Below are 22,794 nucleotides of genomic sequence, written 5' to 3' on the forward strand. Positions count from 1 at the left end.
AGCTCTCGCCCTACATGGTCAAACCGGGCGAACGCGACTCTCCCCTGGGTGCTGCTCAGCCGGTGGTCCGTGAGGTGTCCAGGGACTGGGCGAAGTCGGCGAGCGCGTGGAAGTCGTTCTCCCGTAGGCCGATCCGCGGGTTGACGTGGTGGAGGAGCCCGGGCCCATGGTGGTGGGCGGTCAGGTAGGTCTGATCCAGCTCGCTCTGCTCGTCGTCCACCCAGGCGAAAGGACGGCCGCCTGCGTAGTCCACCAGCGGTCCGGTCTTCCAGTGGACTCCATCAGGGCGTTCCTGGAGTAGGGCGTCGCCGAAGTCGACAAAGGGAAGTTCCGGGAGGCCGAGGACCGGTGCGATCCACCGGTTGGCGTCGTCCATCCATGTGGTGGCCCAGCACAGTTCGAAGCCGAGCTGGAGCAGGATTCGTCCGTGCTCCGGGTTGAGCCAGACTCGCAGGGGGCGTCGTCGGGACGACAGGCCCGTGTCGTCATGATGGGCGTCGTTCCGGGGAACTCTGAGTGTGGTGTAGCCGTCGGGACGCCTCTCCGGCTGGGCTGCAAAGGGGTTGAGTGGTCCGTCCACGTCGAGGAACAGCAGCGGTCCGTTCACGGTTTCCCCCGGTCTTGCGCACTGTGGACTGCCCTGATCAGCGTAGCTGTGGGACCTTCTCAGCATTGAGCCAGCCTGAGTGATGATCATGTTGCGGCGCGATGGGGCAGATGTGGTCCACCAAGGCCGGCCGTGGAGTCTGCCGCTGGAGGACCGGGTGGTGCTGGTCACGGCGGACAGACCTGCTGGCGTCGGCTGGACCGGTGGCAGAGGGCAGGAGTCTTCGACCGGCTTCACCGGGTCCTGCTCGCCGAGCTGAACGCGGCCCGCGAGCAGGACTGCTCACGCGCGTGCGTGGATGGTTCCCACATCCACGCCAAAAGGGGGGCCCGACACCGGTCCGTCGCCTGTTGCCCGGTGGAAGACGGGCAGCAAGCACCACCTGATATGCGACGAACGCGGCACCGCTGGGCCGTTACCACTGCAGCGAACGTCAACGCCGTCACTCGCGGCGGCACGGGCCGCGACCCGCACCCGAAGCCCGCCCAGACACGTCGATCGATTGGCCCACCACTCAAGCGTCGCGGTGCCCTCGTAGCTGTCCATAGTCCTGTCCTAGTACGGCGAGCGAGTACACGGCCGCGTGTCAGCGATAATCCTGAAGTCACACGATCGCGTTACGAGCGCTAAAAGAGGTGCAGTCCTTGATCAAGGTTGAGTTTTCTGTGCGCGCCGGGCAGGGGGAGCCCAGTGGGTACGATCTCGGGGACATCTCATGTGGGGGAGAAAATGGCACGGCAGGATCGGCCGGCCATGTTCCCGACCAAGGAATGATGATCTATCCGTCGGTGACCCTCCTGCTCGACTCTCTCAGGACACTCCTCACCGGCGAGAAGAAAATGGTTGCGTTCATAGGCACCGACACATCTTTCCGACTCGATTTCACACGTGACAACGAAGGTTTCGTGTCGGTATCGGCACAGGGAACGCTATTGGGGAGATCAAGCCTTGACGATCTTGTACGCGCCTTCCTCCGTCCAGCCCAAGGGCTCACGGAAGGGCACCTCTTGCGCCTTCCTTCAGGGGATGCATCGCAAAGCGACTACCTTGCAGCTCTACGGGATCTGCGCGCGGCAATGACACGAAAGCAGTAGAGAAGTGATCAACGATCAGATGCCTTCCTGACTCCGTCCAGCTATTCTCTGCCGTAGCCGGGCTACCTGGTAGTCATCGAGGCACAGCAGCCGACCAGCCCTTCTGCACGTGAGGCGCAAGACAACCACGGCCATGCTCAAGGCCTGCCGGTCTCACCCGGATTCGAGCAGATCACCTTCACCTGCGCTTGACTGCCGCTGTCCAGGCCGTCAGGGCGCGAGCCCGACCGTCCCCCGGAAGTGCGGGCATTCCATGAAGTCCTCGTGCTCGCAGGAGAGCGCACACTCGATCAGGTCCAAGGACGCCTGCGCGGCGGCGATCCGGGAGCGCAGCGCCTCCGCCTCCCCCCGCAGGACCGACCGGCGCGCGCCGGGAGCGGACGCCGAGACCAGCGTGCGGATGGCGTCGAGGCCGAGCCCCGCCTCCTTGCCGCGCAGGATCACGGCGACCCGGACGGCGTCCTGTTCGCCGTAGCGGCGTCGGCCGGCCGCGTCGCGGGCCGGGGCGAGCAGGCCCTCCGCCTCCCAGTGGCGCAGCACGTGTGTGGCGAGACCGAACCGCTCGGCCAGGACTCCGATACTCAGGACAGCCGGCAGGGAATCGCTTGACTTCATGTCGGCATTAAGTCGCAGCCTGACGTCATGGACAAGGAATCGAAGAACCTTCTGCGCGTGCTCGACGCCGTCGACCACTCACCCGGAGCCGCCGAACTGCGCTCGCTCACCTATGCGTTGCTCCGCGGGCCCGTGGACGGACCCGTACTCGACGCCGGCTGTGGGGCCGGGCGCGCGGTCGCCGAACTGACGGCCCTGGGAGTGGCGGCCGAGGGCGCCGACCTGGACGAGGACATGATCGAGGCGGCCCGCGACCGGCTGCCGGGCGGGACGTTCCGCGTCGCGGACGCCTGTGACCTGCCGTACGGCGACGCCTCCCTGGCCGGGTACCGGGCCGACAAGCTGCTGCACACCCTCCCCGACCCGGCACGCGCGGTGGTAGAGGCGCGGCGCGTGCTCAAGCCGGGAGGGCGGGCGGTGCTGGTGGGGCAGGACTGGGAAACCGCGGTGATCGACTCCGACGACGCGGCGCTGACCCGGACCGTCGTCCGGGCAAGGGCCGCCCTGGTCGCCAGCCCCCGCGCCGCGCGCGCCCACCGGAATCTGCTGCTGGACGCCGGGTTCCACGAGGTGCGTGTGGAGGTCCGCACGGCCGTCTTCACCGGGCTGGAGTTGCCCATGGCGACCGGTCTGGCCGAGGCGGCCGCCGCGGCAGGCGCCGTCCCGGCGCGGGAGGCCGCGGCGTGGATCGCCGAGCAGCGGGACCGGGCGGCGCGGGACAGGTTCTTCATGGCGGTGCCGTTCTTCGTCGCCTCCGCCACCGTCCCGAGCGACTGAGCGGGAGCACCACCTCGGGCCGGAGCCGTCGCGGCGGGCCTTCATGCACCCCGCCCGGCTCAGACCTGCCGCACCACCCGTACCCCGAAGCCGTAGGAGCCAAGGGCTTCGGCGATCCCCATGAAGAGCAGGCTGTAGTGCTCCTGGCCGCGCGCGGTGGTGATGCCGCCGAGGTCGAGGAGCGATTCCGAGGACCAGCCCAGATCGTTCAGCAACGCTCCAGCCGTGGCCTTGGCCCCGGCATCTTCGCCCGACAGGAAGAGGGTGCTGGGGCCCTCGACCGAGTCCGGTGCCACCATGAGCCGGGCGTCGACGGTACAGAGCGTCTTGACGACCCGTACGTCAGGGAACGTCCGCTGGATCTCCTCGCCCAGGCTCTCCACGAGGTGAGAGAGCGAGCCGTCCTCCCCGAAGCCGACCGCGACGTCGATGAGCACTTTGCCGGCCAGCGCAGGGGCCCCGACTCCCCCGAGCAGCGCCACCGACGCGGTACCGGGTGTCGCGTTGACCACCACCTCCGCACCGGCCACAGCCGCTGCCGTGTCCACGACAGGGAAGTCGTTCCCCACCGCCGATGCCAGTTCCGACCGCAGTTGCGCGTCATCCGGTCGTCGAGACCCCAGAACGACGTCGTGTCCCGCTCGGGCCCAGCCCATGGCCAGCGCCCGCCCTACATGGCCCGTTCCTAAGATTCCGATTCTCATGGTCGTGACGCTATGACGGGCCGTCCTGCCGCCGCCTCGTCCTGAAGACCGGTCTGCACTCCCCCATCAGCCCTACGTCTCAGGCCGGGCCCGGCCGGCCGGTAGGGATAACCCCCCACCGAGGACGCCGGGTTGCCGCAATGCACAGACACCTGTGCACAGACGACTGTGTACGTATGCCAAAGCAACCCGGTGCACCCCGCCCCGCAGAGCCGGAGCGTCCGTCCCCGGCGCCCGTCGAGATCGGCGATCTCGCCGCGCTCAAGGCGCTCGCCCAGCCGCGTCGTCAGCGTGTACTCGAGCACCTGACCCTGCACGGTCCCGCCACGTCGGCGATGCTCGCCCGGGCCCTCGGGCTGAACACGGGGTCGACGAGCTACCACTTGCGCGAGCTGGCCAGGTACGGCTTCGCCGAGGAGGCGGACTCCACGGACGGGGCGGAGGTTGCGGCATCCGGGCGCCGGGAGCGCTGGTGGCGTGCGGTACCCGGTGACCGCCGCTTCCCACCGCGCAGCCGTCAGAGCCCTGAGACACGGCACGTCATGGACGAGCTGAACCACCATGCGTACGCCGCCGACCTGGACCTCTTCGAGCGTCTCCAGCGAGATGCGGACGACGGCCCCTGGGCGGACGCGTTCCCGTACTCGCGCGGCTCCGTCCGGCTCACGCTGCCCGAACTCCGCGCTTTCTTCGAGGAGTACATCGCCCTCCTCAACCGATACAAGCGGCCCGATTCCGAGACGCCGCCCGGCGCGCGCACCCTGCTCACCCGGTTCCTCGCCTTCCCCGCTCCCGAGCCCACGGCCGATGCCGGCCCGACCGGAACCGGCCCGGAAGACGCCCACGTATCCCACAGTGGAGAGGCAGACCCCTCATGATGCTGCGCTATGCCCTGAAGACCGTCCGTGCGCGCAAGGCCGGCTTCGCCGGTGCCTTCGTCGCCCTCATGTGCGCGGCAGCCATGATCACCGCGTGCGGCACCCTCCTGGAGACGGGACTGCGCGGGGCCATCCGCACCGAACGCTACGCCGCTGCTCCGGTCATCGTCTCCGCCGACCAGAACGTCCACCGGACCACCGTCAAGCAGAAGAAGGGCAAGACCAAGGTCAAGCACAAGGCCAAACCCGTCGCCGAACGTGCCTGGCTCCCCGCAGACATCGGGCAGACCCTCTCCAGGACTCCCGGCGTCGGCCGCGTGATCCCCGAACTCACCTTTCTGGCCGAGCCGTTGACCCCGGGCGGTACCGGCGACCGGGCCGCGTACGGGCACGACTGGGCGTCCGCCGAGCTGACCCCGTACCGCCTGACCGCGGGCTCCGCCCCCGAACGGCCCACCGATGTGGTCATCGACCGCTATCTCGCCGAGCGCGCCCGCCTGGAACCCGGGGACCGCCTCACCGTCCAGTCGACCCAAGCGCCGCGCTCCTACCGCGTGTCAGGTGTCGCCACCCCTGCCACGGCTGTTCGGCACCAGACGTCCCTCTTCTTCTCCGCCGAAGAGGCCCGCCGTCTCGCCGACCGCCCCGGGCAGGTGACCGCCTTCGGTGTCCTCCCGGACACCGGGACGGCTACCTACAGGGGACCGCTGGGATGGGCCGTGGCCGAGGCGCTGCACGGCACCGGTGCCCAGGTCAGCACGGGCGACGCGCGGGGTCCGGTGGAGTTCCTCGACGCCGCCGCCGGGCGCGTCAAGCTGGTCAGCATGGGTGGGGCGATGGCCGGCACCTCGCTGCTCGTGGCGGTCCTCGTGGTCGTCGGGACCTTCGCGCTCACCGTCCAGCAGCGCCACCGCGAACTCGCTCTGCTTCGTGCCATCGCCGCCACCTCCGGGCAGATCCGCAGGCTGCTCGGGCGCGAGGCCCTGATCGTCGGAGCGGCCGCGGGCACGGCCGGAGCCCTGGCGGGCCTTCCTCTCGGCGGGTGGCTGCACGGCAGATTCGTCGGTCTGGGCGCAGTGCCCGCCACACTTCAGCACACGGTCAGTGTGTTCCCGGTGCTCGCCGCCGTCGCCGCGACCCTGTTCGGGGCCTGGGCGGCCGCACGGATCGCATCCCGCCGGGTTTCCCGGATCCGGCCGGCCGAGGCACTCGCCGAGGCCCAGGTCGAGTCCACCCGGCCCGCGTGGGGCAGCCTCGTCGCCGGCCTGGTGCTGCTGGCCGGCGGCGCCGCCCTCGTCGCCCTGCTCGGCGTCCTGCACACCGAGCCCGCGTCGACTCCGGTGACGTTCCTCGCGGTCGTCGTGCTGTCCACCTCCGTCGCCCTGCTCGGGCCTCTCCTGGTCAGGGGAGCGGCCTTCCTCCTGGCCGGGCCGCTGCGGGCGGCCGGTCACGGCGGCAGGCTCGCCACCGCCAACCTCCGCGGGAACGCCGCCCGTATGGCCTCCGTCGTCACTCCGCTCACTCTGCTCGTCGGCATGACCTGCACGGTGCTCTTCGTACAGCCGACGCTCGGCAACGCCGCCCGCACCGAGACGCGTGAGGGCATCCGAGCCGACTGGGTTGTCACGTCCCAGGGCCCGGGCGTCCCGGCCGAGGCGGCACACCGGCTGCGTACGCATGACGACGTCGTCACCGAAGTGGTCGGTACGACGGTCAGGGTCGGACTGGACAAGTACACGGCCCAGGGCGTCACTCCGGACGGGCTCTCCCGCACCTGGGACCCCGACATCACCGCCGGTTCGCTCGGCAGGCTCACGCAGGACTCCGTCGCCGTCAGTGAACTTGCCGCTGAACGGCTTCACCTGAAGCCCGGAAGCACCCTGGAGCTGACGCTCGGCGACGGCACACCCGCCACACTCACCGTCGCCGCCGTCTACGCCAGGGGCCTCGGCTTCGGAGACCTCACCCTCGCGCACGATCTGGTCGCACGCCACGTGGACAACCCGCTCTCCTCCTCCCTCCTGGTCGGCACGGACCGTACGCAGGCAGACGTCGCGACCTCACTGCGGCAGTTCCCGGGCCTCACGGCACTCTCGCCGGCCGCCGCGGACTCGATGCAGGCGCAACGCCAGCAGTCCGCCGCCGAGGTGAACCTCATCGCGATGGGGCTCGTCCTGGCCTTCACCGCCATCGCCGTCGTCAACACACTCGCGATGTCGGTCTCCGAGCGCATCCGGGAGTTCGCCCTGCTGCGGCTCGTCGGCGCGACGCGCCGCCAGGTACTGCGCATGCTGCGCATCGAGGCCCTGTCCGTCCTTCTCCTGGCCACCGCACTCGGCAGCTGTATCGCCCTGGCCATCCTGACGGCGTTCAGCGTCGGCATGACGGGCCGGGCCGCACCGGTTGCCACCCCTCTCGTGTACGTCACGGTCGTCGCCGGATCCGGACTGCTCGCGCTCATCGCGACCGCCGTACCCGGACGCGTCGCCCTGCGGGTTCGGGCCGTGACGGTGGCGACGGCCAGGGAATAGCGTCCGCTCGGTGCGACGGGTTCCGGATCACTGGCGTGGAGCCACTGCCCCACCGGCTCCACGCCTCGGGCCCACGCCCGGCACCGCCCTGACCGCGGAACGGCGGAGGACGTCCAGGACATGAACTGCTTAGCACGTAGGTACAGTTGTGGCGTAGGTGCTCTGAAGTGCTCAGTGTTCACACCTTGGTTGGAAGACGGACGATACCCATGACGGACCACGCGACAACGCCCGGCCCGGCGGCGCAGCAGAAGATCGACACGTCGGTCCCGCACTCCGCCCGGATCTGGAACTACTGGCTCGGCGGGAAGGACAACTACCCCGTCGACGAGGCGGCCGGCGACGCGTACAGCGCCGTCTTCCCCGGCATCGTCACGATCGCCCGCAGCAGCCGCGCCTTCCTGAGCCGCAACATCACCCACCTGGTCACCGAGGCGGGCATCCGGCAGTTCCTGGACGTCGGTACCGGCCTGCCGACCGGGGACAACACCCACGAGGTCGCCCAGCGGCTCGCCCCCGAGGCCAGGATCGTCTACGTCGACCACGACCCGATGGTGCTCACGCACGCCCGCGCCCTGCTCACCTCCACCCCCGAGGGAGCGACCGCCTACATCGACGCCGAACTGAGCGACCCCGACCACATCCTCGCCGTGGCCGCCGAGACACTGGACCTCACCCGCCCCACTGCCCTGATCCTCAGCAACATCCTGGGCCACGTCGCGGACTACGACCAGGCACGCGCCATCGTCACCCGCCTGATGGACGGACTGCCGTCCGGTAGCTACCTCTCCATCAACGACGGTTCACGGGGCACCGATACCGACTACGAACAGGCCCAGGACGCCTACAACGAAACCGGTGCGGTCCCGTACTTCCTGCGCCCCGTCGACAAGATCGAGGGGTTCTTCGACGGCCTCGATCTCCTGGACCCCGGGGTCGTCTCGGTCCCGTTCTGGCGCCCGGCCCCCGACGCCCCCACCCCGGTGCCCATCGGCGAGCACGGCGGCCTCGCGCGCAAGCCCTGACGATCAGCGGCCTCCCGGCTTCTGCCACACGGAGACATGTGACCTGCTGGACGCGGTAAAGGGCGCTTCGCTCCAGTCGGCCCACCGTTCGGACAGGTCCAGCCCGGCGAGCCTGGCCATCAGGTCGAGCTCGGCGGGCCAGACATAGCGGTGGGGCGAGAGGAACGTGGAGCCCTGGCCGTCGACGATCGTGTAGTGGTGGGAGACCACCAGCTGGTTCACCACGTCGTACGTGTCGAAGCCGACGTGATGCTCGCCGATGTGGAACGGGCGGGCGGTCTCGCCGGGTGGCAGCCGCTGCAGTTCTGGGACGAAGACCTCGATCACGAATCGACCGCCCGGCTCCAGGTGCCTCGCGGCATTGCGGAAACACGCGATCTGCTCCTCCTGGGAGAGCAGGCAGGTGATGGCGTTGTACACGAGGTAGACGAGGCCGAACGCACCCGGCACACGGCAGGTCGTCATGTCTCCTGCGGTCACCACCACATCGCGGCCGCCAGGCTTCCTGGCAAGCTCCCGGGCCATCGGCTCCGACTTCTCGATCCCGGCGACTCGAACCCCTCGCGCACTCAGCGGCAGCGCGACGCGCCCGGTTCCCACCGCGAACTCCAGCGCCGGCCCCTGACCGGCACGGCGCTCGAGGAAATCAACCGTAGGGCCCAGGACTTCGGGCGTGTACATGTGCGCCGATGACTCGTCGTATCCCTGTGCGACCTGTTCGTTCCATACGTCGGCATCCATGCGGCCGAAGGCTGCCAGGCGGCACGGCGTGTAGCCACCGGATTTCGCCCGAGAAGCCGCTACGCCCCCGAGTGCGGCAACGCGCCTGGCTCACGGGACCGGGCCCGGCCGCCGCCTATCCTCGTACTGTGGAGCAGCCTGCGAAACCGACGTTCCCGGCCAGTGACCTGTCAGCAGCGTTTCCGTCCCGGCTGGCCGGTGACGTACGGAGCGTCTCGGCGGTGATGCCCGATGCCAAGTATTCGCCGCTGGATCCCTTCCGGGTTGACGTGCAGGGCGAGACGGTCACCATCCCCTCGCGCCTCTATCAGGACGAGCCGGCTGCCGGCTGGGAGACTTCCCTGACCCCGCCCCAACAGGTGATCGCGCACTGTCTGTACTCCCGCCACAGTGACGGCTACGTCCGCCAGCGGCACATCGAACAGGTCCTGGAATCGAGCGAGCCCTGGACCGCTCCCTTCGTCGTGCGATTGACCGGCGAGTACGTTCTGGAGATCCTTGAGGCGATCGGACATGGACTTCCGGGGCTCGCTGTCCCTGGCTCGACCCAGCGCAAGCTCTACGGTGACTTCATCGCCCGGAACCCCGCGTTCTTCGTGCGTATGGAGCGTCTGGCGGTCAACTACTGGGCGTGTTACTACCGTTGGAAGTACGCCACGTTCGGGACGTATCCGGGATCTGCCCTGCTGGAAGCATTCAGGGCGGCCGCGTCGGAACACACCGGCACGCGGTGGCCCCGCAACACGCCCTCCCCCGTCTGAGGACGCCGGTTGATGCGCCCCCAGGTCGGTCAGCGGCCGCTGCCCGCGCATTCGTCGCTGTCGCCGCCGCTGCGGCACTGATGCCCCTGGGAGCCTCGGTCGTTCGCAGGCGGGGCACCGGGATCCTGTGGAGCGCACGGCACCCCGGCCTGTGTCGGGCACTGCGGGAGCGGCGCAGGATGGGCCCGCTCGTACTCGGCCGTCCCCGTAGCAATCGTGGCCGTCAGTACGACAGCTCCGATCAGCAACTGGAACGACCCCGCGAACGGATGCCCCGAGCGCAGAAACAGCCCGGCGACCACGAGGACCGCCAGTGTGAATCCGCCGAGCCACAGAACCGGCACCCAGTCCATCGGGGGCGTCCCGACATGTCCCGGGGATTCGTTCGTCTCATTCGCCGACTGGGCCAAACCTCGCATTCCCAACGACAAGGCCATCACGAGGGCAGCGGGGATCTCGATGAGCACGGCCAGCAGGGTTAGGCACCCGCCCTCGAACCCGTCGCCCGCGGAGCCCGGGGAACGCGACGGATGGTGCGCACGCCCCGGCAGGAGCGAATGGCCGGAACCCGGCTCCGTGGTCATGGTCGTACCTTCGTACGGAACCACGCGCTCCACGCCACCGTCCGCCGATCCGAGACCGAGTCGTTGTCGGCTCTTGTCCGGCCCGTGAATGTACGGGGCGTCGGTCGAGTGCACTCCCGCGCGCGAGTCCTGGTGCTCGGCGTGCCTGGTGGGGCCATGCAGGGAGCGACCGGTGCCGGGAATGGCCAGGCCCCGGCAGCTCCCGACCGGGATCAGGTCGTCGACGGCTCCTCGCGGAGGGTGTCGGCCACCGCACGCACCAGGACCGCCGACGCAGTTTCGCCCCACCCGCCCCGCCGCTCCCATGGATGGTCAGAAGGCACCCAACAGCGCTGCGGCTTCGGGATGTGTCCCCAGCCAGGCTGTCGCTTCGGGGTTCTTCTGGAGCCACCGGGCGCAGACCGCCCATACGACGTGCTCGCTGCCCGCGTCGCTCAGGACGACGTCCGCGATGAGCGATCCGCATCCGGCTGCGGCGCTGTGCGCGCTGCACACATCCTTGCTGTTCGCGTGCGGAGTGATGGATTCGATCCGGGACGACATGCTCCGGACGTCCTCGGTGAACGTGCGGTCGAACCAGTGGATGAACTCGTGGACCGTGCCGATCTTGGCGACGCGGTCGTGCAGAGCCTTCTGATCGTGCCCCGGCAGGAACCAGCCGAGGGTGACCGGCGCCGGCCTCCAGGAACCGGCCCTCGATGGCCCTGCGGCCACCGGACACCCGGGCCAGGCGGTCGATCTCGATCGCCTGGCGTACGACGCCCTGCGCGGACAGCAAAGCGAACTGCTCCCGGTCGGCACGTTCACCGAGAACCCAGCATCCTCGGTTGGCGCGGAACAGAGCCTCGTCATCCACGTTCGGGTACGGAGAGACGGTCTGGTTCAGCGGTGCGCTGAAGAGCGCGGGCCGGGCCCTTGGCCCCGGCCGTATCTGTCCGTGATCGGTTCCGAGGCCGACCGCTTCCCGCACAGGGCGTTTGCACGTTCACGGATCACGTAGATTGGCTGCGTTCAGGGGGAGTTGGCGCGGCCATTGGGCAGGCATGCCACCAGTGATCATCAGCGTTTGCATCCCGGCTGATCACATCAGGGTTCATGCCGTTCCTCTCGGACGTCAGCCGCAGCCGGCTGTGGGCAAACAAGGGGGAGACGATGATTGACTACCGCAAGGCAACCGTTCCGGTGTGGACGCTGGCGACCGGTGACGTCCAGGTGCCCGCAGTGGCCGGAGACGAGCCGATGACGGCTGAGCGCCTGGGTGAACTGCGCAGCGTGCTGGCCGCCCTGGCCGCCGAGCCGATCGCCACACTTGAGGTACATCCGCTGCCCGACACGCTCGACCGCAGCCGGGGTATCCCGCTCGATGCCGTGAGTCCCCTGGCACAGCACCTGTCGCAGCTCATCACGCAATCAGCGCGAAGTTCCTCTGTGGCGGCCAAGGCGACTGCGGCCGGCGAAAACCTGTACCACATGGTGGTTCCGGCGAAGGTCGCCGCTCAGTTCGGGCAGGGCATCGTTCGTTCGATGCCGTCGAAGGCGGCAGCCGGTGGCATCCACAGTGCACTCATGAACTCAACTGGCATTGCCGCCAATGCGACGTTCGTGCCGGTCGGTAAAGCGGCAGCGGCGGGCGCAGCCGGTGGGGCCGGTGCGACAGCCGGCGTCGCGGCCGCCGGCAGCGTGGCGCTCACCGTGGCCGCGCCGCTCGTGCTCATGGCCGTGGCGGTGGGGGTGAGCGCGCATGTCGACCAGAAGCGCCAGCAGGCGATCGAGCACATCACGGAACTGCTGGAGCAACTGCACGAAGAGAAGCTCGATGACGAGCACAGCGAACTCGACGGCTGCCGCGATGCCATCGACAAGGCCACCGCCGTTCTGCTCGACCAGGGCAAGCTCGGTGCCTCGCTGGGACTGGACTCCGCAGTGCATGCCATCAACACGGCGCTGGGCAAGGCTGACCGCCGCCTGGCCCGGTGGCAGAGCGCACTCGACAAGGTGCCCGACGGCCAGGCCGTCGAGATCGCCACGTTGACCAAGTCGTTCCCCGGCGTCGACGAACCCGGCGGTACGTTCCGCGCCCACCTCGAACTCGCTGCCCTGGCCATTGCGCTGAAGCAGCGGGTCATCGTCCTGCAGGCCGTCGAGCATGCCCAGAGCGACCCCGGCAACCTGTTCGAGAACTTCGCCCGCGTACTCAAGCGCGACCATCAGCGCCTCACCGCTCTGGAGTCGGGCATCGCCGGTGTCCTGGTACGCCTGTCGGCGCTGGAGCTGGCACGCCCGCAGAGTCTGCGGCCCGTCTTCACTACCGGTGAAGTCGATCGCCTGATGCGCGCGACGAACCGCATTCACCAGCTGGGCGGCGGTGCCATGGTCGACAGCCGCGCGACAGACGTGGCAATCGATATCGCCCGCGAGAAGGACGGCTCGGTGATCGTGTTCCCTGCGCTGCCCGCGCAGACCTAGTGATCTGGTTTCCCGGAGTCCTCTCTGCGTTCCCGCACACCGATTCACACTCCGGGCGACGGATCCTGCGCCCACACGACCACCCTCCCCGAACGAGCACCGAGCACACAGGCCACGAAGCGGATCTTCGGTGCATTGTTGGCATGGCATCATCAGCCCACAAAGGCTCTCGGGGGCGAGGACTTCACTCATGCAGCGGCTCGCTCAGGTCGACCCGACGCATCTCGGGCCCCCTACTGCTTGTTGAGCCGTATCGGAGCCGGCGGAATGGGGCGCGTCTACCTGGGCCGGCACCGCGATGCCCCGACCGGCAGGCTGGCCGCTGTGAAACAATCGGTACCGAGATTGCCGACAGCGCCACTTTCCAGGCCAGGTTCGCGCGGGAGGTTCGCGCGGCCCAACGGGTCAGCGATGCGTGGACGGCTACGGTGCTCGAAGCGGACACCGAGGCGACGCCTCCTTGGATCGCGACCGCGTACGTCGCCGGGGCCGAACCTGCAGCAGGTGGTGGCCAGCGATTTCGGTCCGCTGCCGTCGGCCTCCGCGCAGGTCCTGGCCAACCGGATGGCTCTGGCGCTCATGGCTGTCCATGAGTCCGGCATCGTCCACCGGGATCTCAAGCCGTCCAACGTGCTGCTGACGCCGGACGGGCCGAAAGTCATCGATTTCGGCATCGCCCGCGCCCTTGAAGGGACCGACGCGGACACCCTCTCATCGACCGGCTCCGCCGCCGGGTCGCCGCAGTTCATGGCCCCTGAGCAGGTCCGTGGGCCGCCACCGAGGAGAGCTGTTGCCCCGTGTCCGACAGGCTGATCTCGCAGGGCCGACCAATGTGCCGTGCTGCCCGGCTCCCAGGATCGGGTGCCAAACAAGGAGATCGACCGCCACCTGGCGAATGTCGCCACGGGTCGGCTCGACCTGGCCACCGCCCCGATGATCTCCGTCTGGGGCCGCCGTCGTACAGAATTGACCCATGTTTTCGGCGCTTGAATGAACCTCTTGGCATGTCATTCAGCCGCCTAGTGTGGAGACCACGAGGTTGGGGCGAACGCCCCGGGACCCGGTCACCACGTAGGGAGTGCCTGATGAACACCGCCGCACTGAAGCCCGTACTGACCCGTTCCGCCACTGCGGAAACCACCAGTGACCCGAGCAGCGTGATGACCCTGCTCGCCGACTACGGGACCGACGGGAGCGCGCTCACCAGCTACCGCTCGTCCTTCGCCAGGGGCGCGGTCGGTGCCCCCGCCCACTTCCACACCAGGGCCTCGGAGCTGTTCTTCGTCCTGGACGGGTCGCTCCAGGTCCTCGTCGACGACACGGTCCAGGTCCTGGACAAGGGGGACTTCCTCCTTGTTCCGCCCCACACCCCGCACGCCTTCGCCGCAGCCCCCGGCGCCGAGGCCGACGTCCTGTTCGTCTTCAGCCCCGGGATGCCCCGTTTCGACTACCTTCGCCTTCTTGGCCGGGTCATGCGCGGGGAAGCCGACTTCCAGGAGATCAAGGACTCTTCCGAGCAGTACGACAACCACTACGTCGACAGTCCCGCCTGGGACGCGGTCCTCAAGGCCGCCAAGTAGCCGGAAAAGGGGCGGGACCATCGCTTCAACTGCTGTCAATAATTGCGGACATGACCATCTCGAGCAGAAGAGCTGAAGTGTTCGTAGGCAGCGCACCCGACCGCCGGTTCACCAGCCCTGCGACCGGCGACGAGCGGCTCATGCTTCTTGGCTTCCTCGGAGATCACCGCGCGACTCTGGAGCTGAAATGCGCCGGCCTGGGGGCTGAACTCTCCCAGCGGTCCGTGGAGCCGTCCACGCTCTCCCTGCTCGGCCTGGTCCGCCACCTCGCCGACGTGGAACGCCGCTGGTTCCGGAGGGTGTTGGCTGGTCAGGACGCTCCGCCCCTCTTCTCCTCGGAGGATGACCCCGACCGGGACTTCGACGGCGCGGTGTCCGACCCGGCGGCGGTCGCGGCGGCATGGGAGGCCTGGCGGGCCGAGGCGATGTTCGCCGAGAACTTCGCCAGGCAGGCGCCGCACCTCGACGTCATGGGGGATGACGCGTGGCGGGGAACCGTGTCGCTGCGCTGGGTGCTCATCCACATGATCGAGGAGTACGCCCGGCACAACGGCCACGCCGACCTGCTCCGCGAGCGGATCGACGGCACCAAGGGCCTGTAAGACTGGGCACGGGCGCTGGCCCGCCCCGGAGCTCGTGGTTCGGTTGACGAGGCTGCCCTGAGGATTGAGTTGGGACCGATATGAGCTCGGCGCCGACTTGCGGACGTGGCACTTCGCGCGTCGGGCCGCCGCACTCACCGTGGAGACGGCCTCAGCTGCACCCAATGCTGCGCACGGCGCCGCGCCCGTTCACCCGGCTCCAGTCACATGGTGAAACCGCACAGGTTCAGCCAGCACCGCCCCTGCACCCTCGAAGTCCGCCAGCCGGGCCGCAACCGTGGCCACCGCAAGCCGTTCCGGAAGCGCGGCCGAGAACTTGAGCCCGCGAACCGCGCGGCGGTCCACGTCGGGCAGGACAAGCCCGTCGTCCGCACTCTCACGGGCCGCACGCCAGGTGGCCGGAGTCAGGTCCTCGCGCAGCCGCAGCCAGCCGTCGGTCGGCCGCTGCACCGGGTCGGCGATCGACGGCAAGGTGGCAGCGAGGGTGGCATTGGCCCTGTATCCCGCCCATGTCCACCACCGCACGTCGTTCCCGACGCGCGTGACGAGCGTCCCGCCTGGGTGCACCGTGTCCGGTGCGTCGGCCTCCCGCTGCTCTGTCAGACACGCTTCGGCTCGCCTGGTGAGTGATACAGGCGGGTCGGCGCCCAGCAGCACCTCTCTCAGTGCACGCGTCAGCGCATACGACAGTCCGGCGATGCCACCGCCCATCCACTTGGCGATGCCGCCACCGTCGGCCGGCTCGACGAAGACCCGCTTGCGTGTCCAGTCGATGAAGGTGACCTCCCAGCTGCGCCCAGCCAGCAACAGCCTTCTCGGCCCCGGCCGCTCCTCAGTGAGCACGGTGGGATCGGTCCGGCCGATCTCTGTTCTACCGGACAGCACGGTGAACTGCGGCGGCGCGGTGAAGGACGCCGTCAGGTCAATGAAGTGTCGTCTCCCGAAACGGCGTTCAGCTTCGGGTCCTGCGAACAGCAGCCCACCGTCCTCGTCGAGAAACCCTTCGTCCACCAGGTAGTGCAGAACATGCGCCGCCGAGCGGTCGAATGGAGCAAGCCCGTTCCACTGCTGTGGCCACAACTGATCCCCGAGCTTGTGCTGTTGCAGGGTGACCGCGAGGAGCTGCTGGGCCACGAGGTGGCGCGGCTCGGGCGGCGCCAGCACCGGTTCCACCCATCCGCGACCCCACAGCAGCAGCAGCCCGGCCGCCTGCAGCAGAGTCTCCTTCCGTGTTGTCAGGAACAGACAGTTCCGTACGGTGTCGTCGCGTCGCCCTGTACGTCCGATGCGTTGCAGGAACGAGGCGACGGAGGCAGGCGAGTCGATCTGGATGACGCGGTCCAGGTCACCCACGTCGATGCCGAGTTCCAGGGTGGAGGTGGAGACGATGACACAGTTCCGCGCCTCGGCGAACGCCTGCTCGGAGCGGGCCCTCTCATCCACCGAGAGGGAAGCATGTGACAGGAAGACCGTCACCTCGCGAGCTCTGAGTGCCGCGCCGAGCTCTTCCACCTGTCTGCGCGATTCGCAGAAAACAAGGCGCTTCTCTCCCCGGTGCAGTGCGGCGATCATCTTCGCAGCGTTCTCCAGCGATCCCACGTAGTCGAGTTCCACCTCCCCCGCGGGCCGAGGAGCCCCCGGTGTAGAGGTATCAGGAAGCACGACATCGGGTGCGATGACCCTGCCTGGCCGTTTCCCTGCGCCCGACCCTTGCAGCCAGCCCAGCAGGTGCTGCGGATTGCCCACCGTGGCCGACAGGCCGACTCGTTGGATGGGCCGCCCGGTGACTCGCTCCAGGCGCTCGAGTACGGCGAGCAGATGCCACCCGCGGTCGTCGCCGGCGAAGGCATGCACCTCATCGACCACGACGGCGCGCACCGTGCCCAGCAGGCGGGCGTGGTCGGTCTTGACACCGATAAGCATGGCTTCGAGAGACTCAGGCGTGGTGAGCAAGATGTCCGGCGGCTCGGTACGGATGCGCTGTCGCTGGGATTCCTTGGTGTCACCGTGCCAGAGCGCTGCCCTGCGCCCCAGCCACTGCGCGTACGTGTCGACGCGTGTGACGAGGTTGTTCAGCAGTGCCTTGAGCGGACACAGGTACAGCACCGAGGTGCCCGTCCACTTGTGCGCGGCCATCGCGGACAGTATCGGGAAGCAGGCCGCCTCGGTCTTGCCGCCGGCAGTCGGAGCGAGCAGCACGGCGTCCTCGCCGTCCATGAGGGGGGCGATGGCCGCCCGCTGCAGTGGCCGTAGGTCGGGCCAGCCAAGCGAGTTGACGATGTGGTGGAGTACGACGGGGTCGAGCCGTTCGAGCACGTCGCCTTCGTTGTCGTCCACCGCCGTCACAGGTCCAGCTCGATGTCGTCGGCGGAGGCTGAAGCGGTCACCGAGGCCGCCAGATTGCGCTCCACATCGGTGAGTTCACTGCTCGCGACGGTCAGCTTGTAGTGCTGCCGGGGATCGAAGTCGTCGAACTGGTCGACCCGGTCGAGTACATCCCCGACGAGCTTCTTGAGGAACAGCCGGGGCGCGACACCGACCTTCCCGCCGAGGGCGCCACCGACCGCCCGTGCCAGATCTGCGACGTAAGCATCGTCCACGACTTCGCTGATCCGCTCCGGCGCCTCGGCTCCCGCCGCGTATAGATCGCGGATCGTGACGCCGAGCCCAATCAGCGATTCCTGGGTGAAGCCGGGAAGCCGAACCTGCACAGCACGTGGATTGTCGAAGCGCGGATCGGTGGTGAAGTCGGTGGCCAGGCGCTGAGCCAGTGGTGTTAGGCGCTGAACGCCCTGCTGACCGTCGTAGAAGGCAGGAGTGCCGGTGATCACCAGATACAAACCCGGGAAGCGCCCGGAGTGCACCTCGTCGATGAGCTGCCGCAGCGCGTTGAGCGCCTTGTCCCTGGCATCGGATCGGACCCGCTGCAGGGTCTCCACTTCATCGAGCACGACGAAGAGGCCCGCGTGCCCGGAGTCCTTCAGCACGGTGAGCAGGCCTTGCAGGAAACCGAAGGCACCGAAGTGGTCGAGGTCGCCACGAACCCCGGCGGCCCTGCGTGCGGCGGCGGCAACATGCGGCTGCCCGCCGAGCCATGCCAGCACGGCCGCCGCCGTCGCCTCGTCGCCTTCCGCGAGCGCCGCCCGATAGCCACGCAGCGCTGCTGCAAAGGACGGCGCGTGCCGGGAAACCTCGGCGAGCCGGGCCACAAGGAGCTTCTCGACTTTCTGCGGCAGGTTCTCCTCGGTCGCTCCGTCCGCGAGGGCGTCCTCCTCCAGCGCATAGAACCAGGCATCGACCACAGGACGTAGGGCACTGGGCGGGAAGCTCGGCGTCGTGAGCCGCTCGGTCAGCCTCCGGTACACCGTCTCCAGCTTGTGAAGCGGAGTCTCGGTCTCCGAGATCTGCATCTCGGCGACGGCAAAGTTGCGTCGCTTGGCCCTCTCGCCCAGCCATCGGGTGAAGAACGTCTTACCGGACCCGTACTCACCCCGTACGGCCTTGAACGCAGAGGCCCCCGACGCCACTGCCTCGAGCTCGGCGTCAACAGCAGCTTCGAACCGCCCGAGCCCTGTGGCCAGCAGGTCGAGCCCGCTCTCCGGCACGGCTCCGCGTCGCAGAGCATCGATCACTGTGCGGCGGCGCGCCGCACTGACCTGGGTAGGACGCATGGATCCGTTTGCACTCACGTATGTCAGTGTCCCATTGCCGCCGACTTGTGCTGCGCCACCGGCGCCCGGTCGACACTTGCCCGGCGACGTGATCACCCTGTCAATTGCGGTCAGCCTGAGGGGAACAGTTGACGGTGACCCTGGCATATTGATGGAATCACGCTCTGTACAGGGCATGCGTCAGGGGTGGGGGACAATCATGGCGGCACTCGACAACGTCAAACTCAAGGAAGTACTCGCGGACGTCGCGTTAGGCACGTTGCAGCTTCCGGACTTCCAGCGTGACTGGAAGTGGGACGACGACCGTATCCGAGCCATCATCGCCACAGTCACGCTCGACTATCCGCTCGGGGTCGTCATGACCCTGCAGACGGGTGGAAGCTCCCGCTTCCGCGCCCGCACCCTCACCGGTGCACAGCTCGGTGAGGCCAAGGAGCCGGAACTTCTGCTGCTGGACGGGCAGCAGCGGCTCACGTCACTGTTCCAGGCCCTTTCCCTGGACGTTCCCGTAGAGACGGCGGACGCTCGGGGCAAGTCGATCCAGCGCTGGTACTACGTCGACATCGCGAAGGCGGTAGGGCCTCCCGCGGATCGCGACGAGTCGATCATCTCGGTGCCGGCGAACAAACTCCTCCAGACGGACTTCAACCGGACGGTGGTGCATGACCTGCGCACCATGGAGGACGAGTGCTCGGCCGGTCTCTTCCCTCTCCAGTTCGTCTTTGACACCCAGCGGGTGAACTCCTGGAAAAAGGCGTACATCAAGGCGGACGAGGAACGGAACTGGGACCTCTGGGGCCAGTTCGACGAGATGGTTCTGCAGCAGATCCGCACCTTCCAGGTGCCGATGATCCGACTCGCTGCCACAACCTCCATGGACGCCGTCTGCGCGGTCTTCGAGCGGGTCAACACCGGTGGCGTACCGCTCAACGTGTTCGAGCTGCTCACAGCTACGTATGCGGGAGACCGCGACTATTCCGCGCAACCGGGCAGCGACTACTACCGCCTTCCCGACGTCTGGCGCGAGATCAAGCAGAACCTCGCAGGCAAGTACCCCGTGTTCGGCCGCTTGGAGCAGGGCATCGAAAACGGGTTGAGCAGCAGCGACTTCCTGCAGGCCGTCGCCCTGGTGCGCACCTGGGAGCGCAAGCAAGCAGGCGTCGGTGCTGCAGTCTCCTGCAAGAGGCGTGATCTCCTCGAGCTGCCACTCGCCGACTTCGACCGGCTGGCGCCGCGGGTGGCCGAGTCATTCGCCTGGGTCGGAGAATTCCTCCAGCAGCAGTGCATCGTCCGTGCCGCAGATCTGCCGTACCGCACGCAGTTGGTCCCCCTGGCTGCCGTTCGAGCCATCATCGGTGAGGGCACCGATAGCCTCGGCGCCGAAGAAATGATTGCCCAGTGGTACTGGTGCGGCGTCCTGGGCGAGATGTACGGCGGCTCCACCGAAACGCGGTTCACTCGCGACGTCGAGCAGCTCGTTGCCTGGCTCCGGCGGGCGGGCAACGCACCCGACACCATCAGCGATGCCTTCTTCATCGCCGACCGGCTGGACAACCTGACCACCCGCAACAGCGCCGCCTACAAGGGCATCTACGCCTTGCTCATCAAGCAGGGCGCAGTGGACTGGCACTTCACGGGAGCGCCTCTGAACCCGGGCCGACTCGATGAGTACGCGGTGGATGTCCGCCAGATCTTCCCCAAGGGCTGGGTTCAGCAACGGCACGGGCAATCTCTCCCGACGAACTCGATCGTGAACAAGACGCCGTTGTCCTACCGAGCCGCGCAGAACATGACGGGCGCACCGGCTTCGTATCTTTCCTCTTTGGTCGCTGCCTCCGACATGCGGCCCGAGTGGTTCGACGATGTGATCGCCACCCATCTCATCGATGCCGACGCCCTTCGCAGCAACGACTACGAACGCTTCTATGCAGACCGGTCACGGCAGTTGCAGGACCTGGTGGACTCCGCCATGGGCAAGCGAACCATGCACCGCGATGCGATGGGTGATGGCCGCCGATGACTGCCAAGCCCACCGAACAGCAGCTTGTAGCCCTCAAAGGCACGACCGTGCCCGTACAACGCATCCTCGATCTGTTCCACGTACGTGTGCGTAACCACGGGACTGTGCACTTGATCTCCCAGGCGCTCACCGACGTCGGTCTGACGACGCTGCCGGACTTCGCCGTGTGTGGTTCGCGAGACGAGGTCGACGTCGTTCCCAAGTCTTCCGTTGCCGCCCCACCAGAGGTCAGCGGTGCGGACGAGACCGACGAAGCACTGCCGTCGCACGTGCTTCCGCAGCGGCTCCTCCTCGGGGACCTCCCCTCCGCACGCCGTGGAGTGCGGTGCGTCGGCCTCGGCACCACGCTGCCTCAGACCACGTACCTGATGCGCACCAGAGGACTTGAGCAGGTGCCGGTGACGACCGGGATGGCTGCACTCCACGGTGTGGTCACGTGGCGGTCCGTTGCCAAGATGCACGAGATGGGCAAGGAACAGACGCTCGAGAACGCGATGGAGAAGGATTCCCTGCCGGTGGCCGATGCCCGCCAGGAGCTCTTCATATCTCTCCCGACCATCAGGGAGCACGGATATCTCCTTGTCCGAGGAGACGACGGATGCCTGACGGGGAGGATCACGGCCGCCGACGTCACGGAACGCTTCGAAGGAGCCGCGCGCCCCTTCTTCATCGTGGGCGAGATCGAATCGCTGCTTCGCCGATGCCTCGGCACGGCGTTCGACGAGGAGACGATCAAAGCGGTCCAGACGAACAAGAAGGCCGAGCACCGGACCGGTCTCGTGTCGGATCTGATGTTCGGCGACTATCTGAGGCTGTTGGACGGCAACCAGACGAAGCAGACCCTCGCCGCGCAAGCCGACCGGAACTGGGCGACACTCAACTGGCCGGCCATGGACCGGGCCCAGTTCGTCCGCCACCTGGAACGCGTCAAGGACATCCGGAATCGGATTGCCCACTTCGATGAGAAACCGCTCCCGGAGCAGCTGCTCCTCGAGCTGACGACGTTCGCCAAGCTGCTCCGGGACTTCGTCTCATGAAACAACCTGCCCGGCCCTCTGTGGTCTTGATCTGCCGATCAAAGTCGGAGAGCCGGGTGACGCTCGCCATGCAGCGCGGGTCGCCCTCAGGCCAACTCTTGATCAACATGATGCAAATAGCTGAACGGATGGTCCCGCTTCGCCTGGGACAGCGGGCGCACTTCACGGGTGGCAACATTGAACCCAATACTGCCCGCCACACCGGCGACCCAGGCGAGATCCGGGACGATCAAGGCGCTTGCGGCGGCCGCAGCCACTCCCACGGTGACCGAGACAGATCTGCTGACCCACGCCAACCGACTGCTCTTCGCCGCTGACTCATACTCCTTGCGTGCCTGCGTCAGCTCCACACGCATCTGTTGCAGGACATCGGCAGGATGTTCCCAGTTGCGGCAGAGGTCACCGAGCATGGTCTGAGTGGCGGCGATCAAGCGCTGCCGCTCGTCGCTATACCGGTCACGGAAGGCCAGAACCTTCGAGGTCGGAGTCCCTGGCGCTGGGACGGGCAGAAGACGACCGAGTTCGACTCTCCAGGCCCCTACCCCACGGCCACCTGCCGGCAATCGCAGAGAGGTCTCATGGGCGGATACTTGATCGGTGTAGGGCGTGTATGAACGGTCGATGGCCTGAGAAGCAATTTCCCGCGCCGCAACGCCTATCAGAAGCAACTGCACTTCCTTAGGCACTGCCACGCTTCTGTAAGGAGATCCGTCCAGCCGCTGCCCCAAGCCGAGGCGTACAACCTCGTCCTCCAACAGGTATGCGATCTTCGACCGGTAGAGGTGTGGGTCCAAAAGGGAAACCCGCGGGAGGGGTGGCCCAGCGGCCAACAGGCGTAGCTCCTCCATCAAGACTCCATACAACCCGCCTCGCCGTCCCATGCCCGGCAGAGAGCCGCCCAGAGCACTGAGTGCGACCGGGTGGTAGAGGCCCCGATACTGGAGATCCTCCAGCTCGTTCGAGACAGCCTCCTCGTACACTTCCCGAGATTCCGGCACCACGGACGCGATGCCGTCCCAGTACAACAGCGCCTGGTGGAGAATCTCCTGCGGAGGCTTGACCAGCGGATAGTAGAGCAGAGTGGGCATCGCTTCTCTCCCC

General features: G+C 67.7%; 21 protein-coding genes and 2 pseudogenes. 14 read left to right on the forward strand and 9 right to left on the reverse strand.

The genetic code is table 11. The features are described from left to right. Positions 1-55 precede the first annotated feature (55 nt). Positions 56-607: a hypothetical protein gene (locus ACFW9O_RS30890; protein ID WP_384613880.1), complete on the reverse strand. Its 552-nt coding sequence runs from the start codon at positions 605-607 to the stop codon at positions 56-58. A 79-nt stretch (positions 608-686) separates the two neighbouring features. Between ACFW9O_RS30890 and ACFW9O_RS30895 the strand changes: the two are divergent. From ACFW9O_RS30895 to ACFW9O_RS30905, 3 genes and pseudogenes are all read left to right on the forward strand, one after another. Beyond that, positions 687-782: pseudogene (locus ACFW9O_RS30895) on the forward strand (IS5/IS1182 family transposase); the annotation flags it as partial. Further along, positions 773-1,046 (forward strand): annotated as a pseudogene (locus ACFW9O_RS30900) (IS5/IS1182 family transposase); the annotation flags it as partial. The pseudogenes ACFW9O_RS30895 and ACFW9O_RS30900, both read left to right, overlap by 10 nt. 205 nt (positions 1,047-1,251) lie before the next feature. After that, complete coding sequence (locus ACFW9O_RS30905) at positions 1,252-1,701, forward strand: hypothetical protein (RefSeq protein WP_384613881.1); 450 nt, start codon at positions 1,252-1,254, stop codon at positions 1,699-1,701. A 210-nt stretch (positions 1,702-1,911) separates the two neighbouring features. On the opposite strand, the gene ACFW9O_RS30910 is transcribed toward ACFW9O_RS30905, so the two are convergent. Further along, on the reverse strand, positions 1,912-2,316 hold the full coding sequence (locus ACFW9O_RS30910) for a MerR family transcriptional regulator (protein WP_384613883.1): 405 nt from the start codon (positions 2,314-2,316) through the stop codon (positions 1,912-1,914). Positions 2,317-2,343: 27 nt separating this feature from the next. Here ACFW9O_RS30910 and ACFW9O_RS30915 point away from each other — a divergent pair, with 27 nt between their 5' ends. After that, entirely contained in the window at positions 2,344-3,093 is a 750-nt protein-coding gene (locus tag ACFW9O_RS30915) for a methyltransferase domain-containing protein (RefSeq protein WP_384613885.1), read from the forward strand. A 59-nt stretch (positions 3,094-3,152) separates the two neighbouring features. Here the strand turns inward: ACFW9O_RS30915 and ACFW9O_RS30920 are convergent, their stop codons facing one another. Beyond that, positions 3,153-3,797 carry an NADPH-dependent F420 reductase gene (locus ACFW9O_RS30920; protein WP_384613887.1) on the reverse strand — a complete coding sequence of 215 codons (645 nt, stop codon included), beginning with the start codon at positions 3,795-3,797 and terminating at the stop codon, positions 3,153-3,155. 176 nt (positions 3,798-3,973) lie between these two features. Here ACFW9O_RS30920 and ACFW9O_RS30925 point away from each other — a divergent pair, with 176 nt between their 5' ends. The 3 genes from ACFW9O_RS30925 to ACFW9O_RS30935 all read left to right on the forward strand — a co-directional run bounded on the left by ACFW9O_RS30925 (position 3,974) and on the right by ACFW9O_RS30935 (position 8,231). Continuing rightward, a complete protein-coding gene (locus ACFW9O_RS30925) occupies positions 3,974-4,675 on the forward strand; it encodes an ArsR/SmtB family transcription factor (protein WP_384613889.1) in 702 nt (233 codons plus the stop codon). Continuing rightward, on the forward strand, positions 4,672-7,206 hold the full coding sequence (locus ACFW9O_RS30930) for an FtsX-like permease family protein (protein WP_384613891.1): 2,535 nt from the start codon (positions 4,672-4,674) through the stop codon (positions 7,204-7,206). The genes ACFW9O_RS30925 and ACFW9O_RS30930 overlap by 4 nt, the downstream gene beginning before the upstream one ends. 209 nt (positions 7,207-7,415) lie before the next feature. Further along, positions 7,416-8,231: an SAM-dependent methyltransferase gene (locus tag ACFW9O_RS30935; RefSeq protein WP_384613892.1), complete on the forward strand. Its 816-nt coding sequence runs from the start codon at positions 7,416-7,418 to the stop codon at positions 8,229-8,231. 3 nt (positions 8,232-8,234) lie between these two features. Here the strand turns inward: ACFW9O_RS30935 and ACFW9O_RS30940 are convergent, their stop codons facing one another. Then, positions 8,235-8,972, reverse strand: a complete 738-nt coding sequence (locus ACFW9O_RS30940; protein WP_384613894.1) for a class I SAM-dependent DNA methyltransferase — start codon at positions 8,970-8,972, stop codon at positions 8,235-8,237. Between the two features lie 128 nt (positions 8,973-9,100). On the opposite strand from ACFW9O_RS30940, the gene ACFW9O_RS30945 reads away from it, so the two are divergent. Beyond that, complete coding sequence (locus ACFW9O_RS30945; protein ID WP_384613896.1) at positions 9,101-9,733, forward strand: hypothetical protein; 633 nt, start codon at positions 9,101-9,103, stop codon at positions 9,731-9,733. Positions 9,734-9,762: 29 nt separating this feature from the next. Here the strand turns inward: ACFW9O_RS30945 and ACFW9O_RS30950 are convergent, their stop codons facing one another. Together ACFW9O_RS30950 and ACFW9O_RS30955 are read right to left on the reverse strand one after the other, a co-directional pair. Continuing rightward, on the reverse strand, positions 9,763-10,317 hold the full coding sequence (locus tag ACFW9O_RS30950; RefSeq protein WP_384613898.1) for a DUF6234 family protein: 555 nt from the start codon (positions 10,315-10,317) through the stop codon (positions 9,763-9,765). A 312-nt stretch (positions 10,318-10,629) separates the two neighbouring features. Next, positions 10,630-11,031, reverse strand: coding sequence for a hypothetical protein (locus ACFW9O_RS30955; protein ID WP_384613900.1), 402 nt, complete (start codon positions 11,029-11,031; stop codon positions 10,630-10,632). 438 nt (positions 11,032-11,469) lie between these two features. Between ACFW9O_RS30955 and ACFW9O_RS30960 the strand changes: the two genes are divergently transcribed. The 4 genes from ACFW9O_RS30960 to ACFW9O_RS30975 all read left to right on the forward strand — a co-directional run bounded on the left by ACFW9O_RS30960 (position 11,470) and on the right by ACFW9O_RS30975 (position 14,965). Next, complete coding sequence (locus ACFW9O_RS30960) at positions 11,470-12,783, forward strand: hypothetical protein (protein ID WP_384613902.1); 1,314 nt, start codon at positions 11,470-11,472, stop codon at positions 12,781-12,783. A 504-nt stretch (positions 12,784-13,287) separates the two neighbouring features. Beyond that, the gene (locus tag ACFW9O_RS30965; protein WP_384613904.1) at positions 13,288-13,596 is read left to right on the forward strand and encodes a protein kinase; all 309 of its coding nucleotides are present in this window, start codon (positions 13,288-13,290) and stop codon (positions 13,594-13,596) included. A gap of 272 nt (positions 13,597-13,868) precedes the next feature. Further along, positions 13,869-14,363 carry a cupin domain-containing protein gene (locus ACFW9O_RS30970; RefSeq protein WP_384613906.1) on the forward strand — a complete coding sequence of 165 codons (495 nt, stop codon included), beginning with the start codon at positions 13,869-13,871 and terminating at the stop codon, positions 14,361-14,363. Positions 14,364-14,413: 50 nt separating this feature from the next. Further along, positions 14,414-14,965 (forward strand): DinB family protein, encoded by a 552-nt coding sequence (locus tag ACFW9O_RS30975; RefSeq protein WP_384613908.1) that lies wholly within the window; start codon positions 14,414-14,416, stop codon positions 14,963-14,965. 189 nt (positions 14,966-15,154) lie between these two features. Here ACFW9O_RS30975 and ACFW9O_RS30980 read toward each other — a convergent pair whose 3' ends face one another. Together ACFW9O_RS30980 and brxD are read right to left on the reverse strand one after the other, a co-directional pair. Further along, the gene (locus tag ACFW9O_RS30980) at positions 15,155-17,311 is read right to left on the reverse strand and encodes a DEAD/DEAH box helicase (RefSeq protein ID WP_384613910.1); all 2,157 of its coding nucleotides are present in this window, start codon (positions 17,309-17,311) and stop codon (positions 15,155-15,157) included. Further along, positions 17,308-18,654, reverse strand: a complete 1,347-nt coding sequence (brxD, locus tag ACFW9O_RS30985; RefSeq protein WP_384614010.1) for a BREX system ATP-binding protein BrxD — start codon at positions 18,652-18,654, stop codon at positions 17,308-17,310. Before brxD ends, ACFW9O_RS30980 begins: the two co-directional genes overlap by 4 nt. A gap of 181 nt (positions 18,655-18,835) precedes the next feature. On the opposite strand from brxD, the gene ACFW9O_RS30990 reads away from it, so the two are divergent. Together ACFW9O_RS30990 and ACFW9O_RS30995 are read left to right on the forward strand one after the other, a co-directional pair. Continuing rightward, the gene (locus ACFW9O_RS30990; RefSeq protein ID WP_384613912.1) at positions 18,836-20,656 is read left to right on the forward strand and encodes a DUF262 domain-containing protein; all 1,821 of its coding nucleotides are present in this window, start codon (positions 18,836-18,838) and stop codon (positions 20,654-20,656) included. Then, entirely contained in the window at positions 20,653-21,693 is a 1,041-nt protein-coding gene (locus ACFW9O_RS30995; protein ID WP_384613913.1) for a CBS domain-containing protein, read from the forward strand. The genes ACFW9O_RS30990 and ACFW9O_RS30995 overlap by 4 nt, the downstream gene beginning before the upstream one ends. Positions 21,694-21,779: 86 nt before the next feature. On the opposite strand, the gene ACFW9O_RS31000 is transcribed toward ACFW9O_RS30995, so the two are convergent. Next, the gene (locus tag ACFW9O_RS31000; protein WP_384613915.1) at positions 21,780-22,781 is read right to left on the reverse strand and encodes a DUF6236 family protein; all 1,002 of its coding nucleotides are present in this window, start codon (positions 22,779-22,781) and stop codon (positions 21,780-21,782) included. Positions 22,782-22,794 lie beyond the last annotated feature (13 nt).

It is taken from the genome of Streptomyces sp. NPDC059499 (assembly GCF_042749285.1).
Classification (GTDB): Bacteria; Actinomycetota; Actinomycetes; order Streptomycetales; family Streptomycetaceae; genus Streptomyces.

Bases quoted from the DNA above. Each gene is read 5' to 3' on its own strand.
- ACFW9O_RS30910 (WP_384613883.1), bottom strand. From the start codon at position 2,316: ATGAAGTCAAGCGATTCCCTGCCGGCTGTCCTGAGTATCGGAGTCCTG.
- ACFW9O_RS30915 (WP_384613885.1), top strand. From the start codon at position 2,344: ATGGACAAGGAATCGAAGAACCTTCTGCGCGTGCTCGACGCCGTCGAC.
- ACFW9O_RS30920 (WP_384613887.1), bottom strand. From the start codon at position 3,797: ATGAGAATCGGAATCTTAGGAACGGGCCATGTAGGGCGGGCGCTGGCC.
- ACFW9O_RS30925 (WP_384613889.1), top strand. From the start codon at position 3,974: ATGCCAAAGCAACCCGGTGCACCCCGCCCCGCAGAGCCGGAGCGTCCG.
- ACFW9O_RS30930 (WP_384613891.1), top strand. From the start codon at position 4,672: ATGATGCTGCGCTATGCCCTGAAGACCGTCCGTGCGCGCAAGGCCGGC.
- ACFW9O_RS30935 (WP_384613892.1), top strand. From the start codon at position 7,416: ATGACGGACCACGCGACAACGCCCGGCCCGGCGGCGCAGCAGAAGATC.
- ACFW9O_RS30940 (WP_384613894.1), bottom strand. From the start codon at position 8,972: ATGGATGCCGACGTATGGAACGAACAGGTCGCACAGGGATACGACGAG.
- ACFW9O_RS30950 (WP_384613898.1), bottom strand. From the start codon at position 10,317: ATGACCACGGAGCCGGGTTCCGGCCATTCGCTCCTGCCGGGGCGTGCG.
- ACFW9O_RS30960 (WP_384613902.1), top strand. From the start codon at position 11,470: ATGATTGACTACCGCAAGGCAACCGTTCCGGTGTGGACGCTGGCGACC.
- ACFW9O_RS30970 (WP_384613906.1), top strand. From the start codon at position 13,869: ATGAACACCGCCGCACTGAAGCCCGTACTGACCCGTTCCGCCACTGCG.
- ACFW9O_RS30975 (WP_384613908.1), top strand. From the start codon at position 14,414: ATGACCATCTCGAGCAGAAGAGCTGAAGTGTTCGTAGGCAGCGCACCC.
- ACFW9O_RS30990 (WP_384613912.1), top strand. From the start codon at position 18,836: ATGGCGGCACTCGACAACGTCAAACTCAAGGAAGTACTCGCGGACGTC.
- ACFW9O_RS30995 (WP_384613913.1), top strand. From the start codon at position 20,653: ATGACTGCCAAGCCCACCGAACAGCAGCTTGTAGCCCTCAAAGGCACG.
- ACFW9O_RS31000 (WP_384613915.1), bottom strand. From the start codon at position 22,781: ATGCCCACTCTGCTCTACTATCCGCTGGTCAAGCCTCCGCAGGAGATT.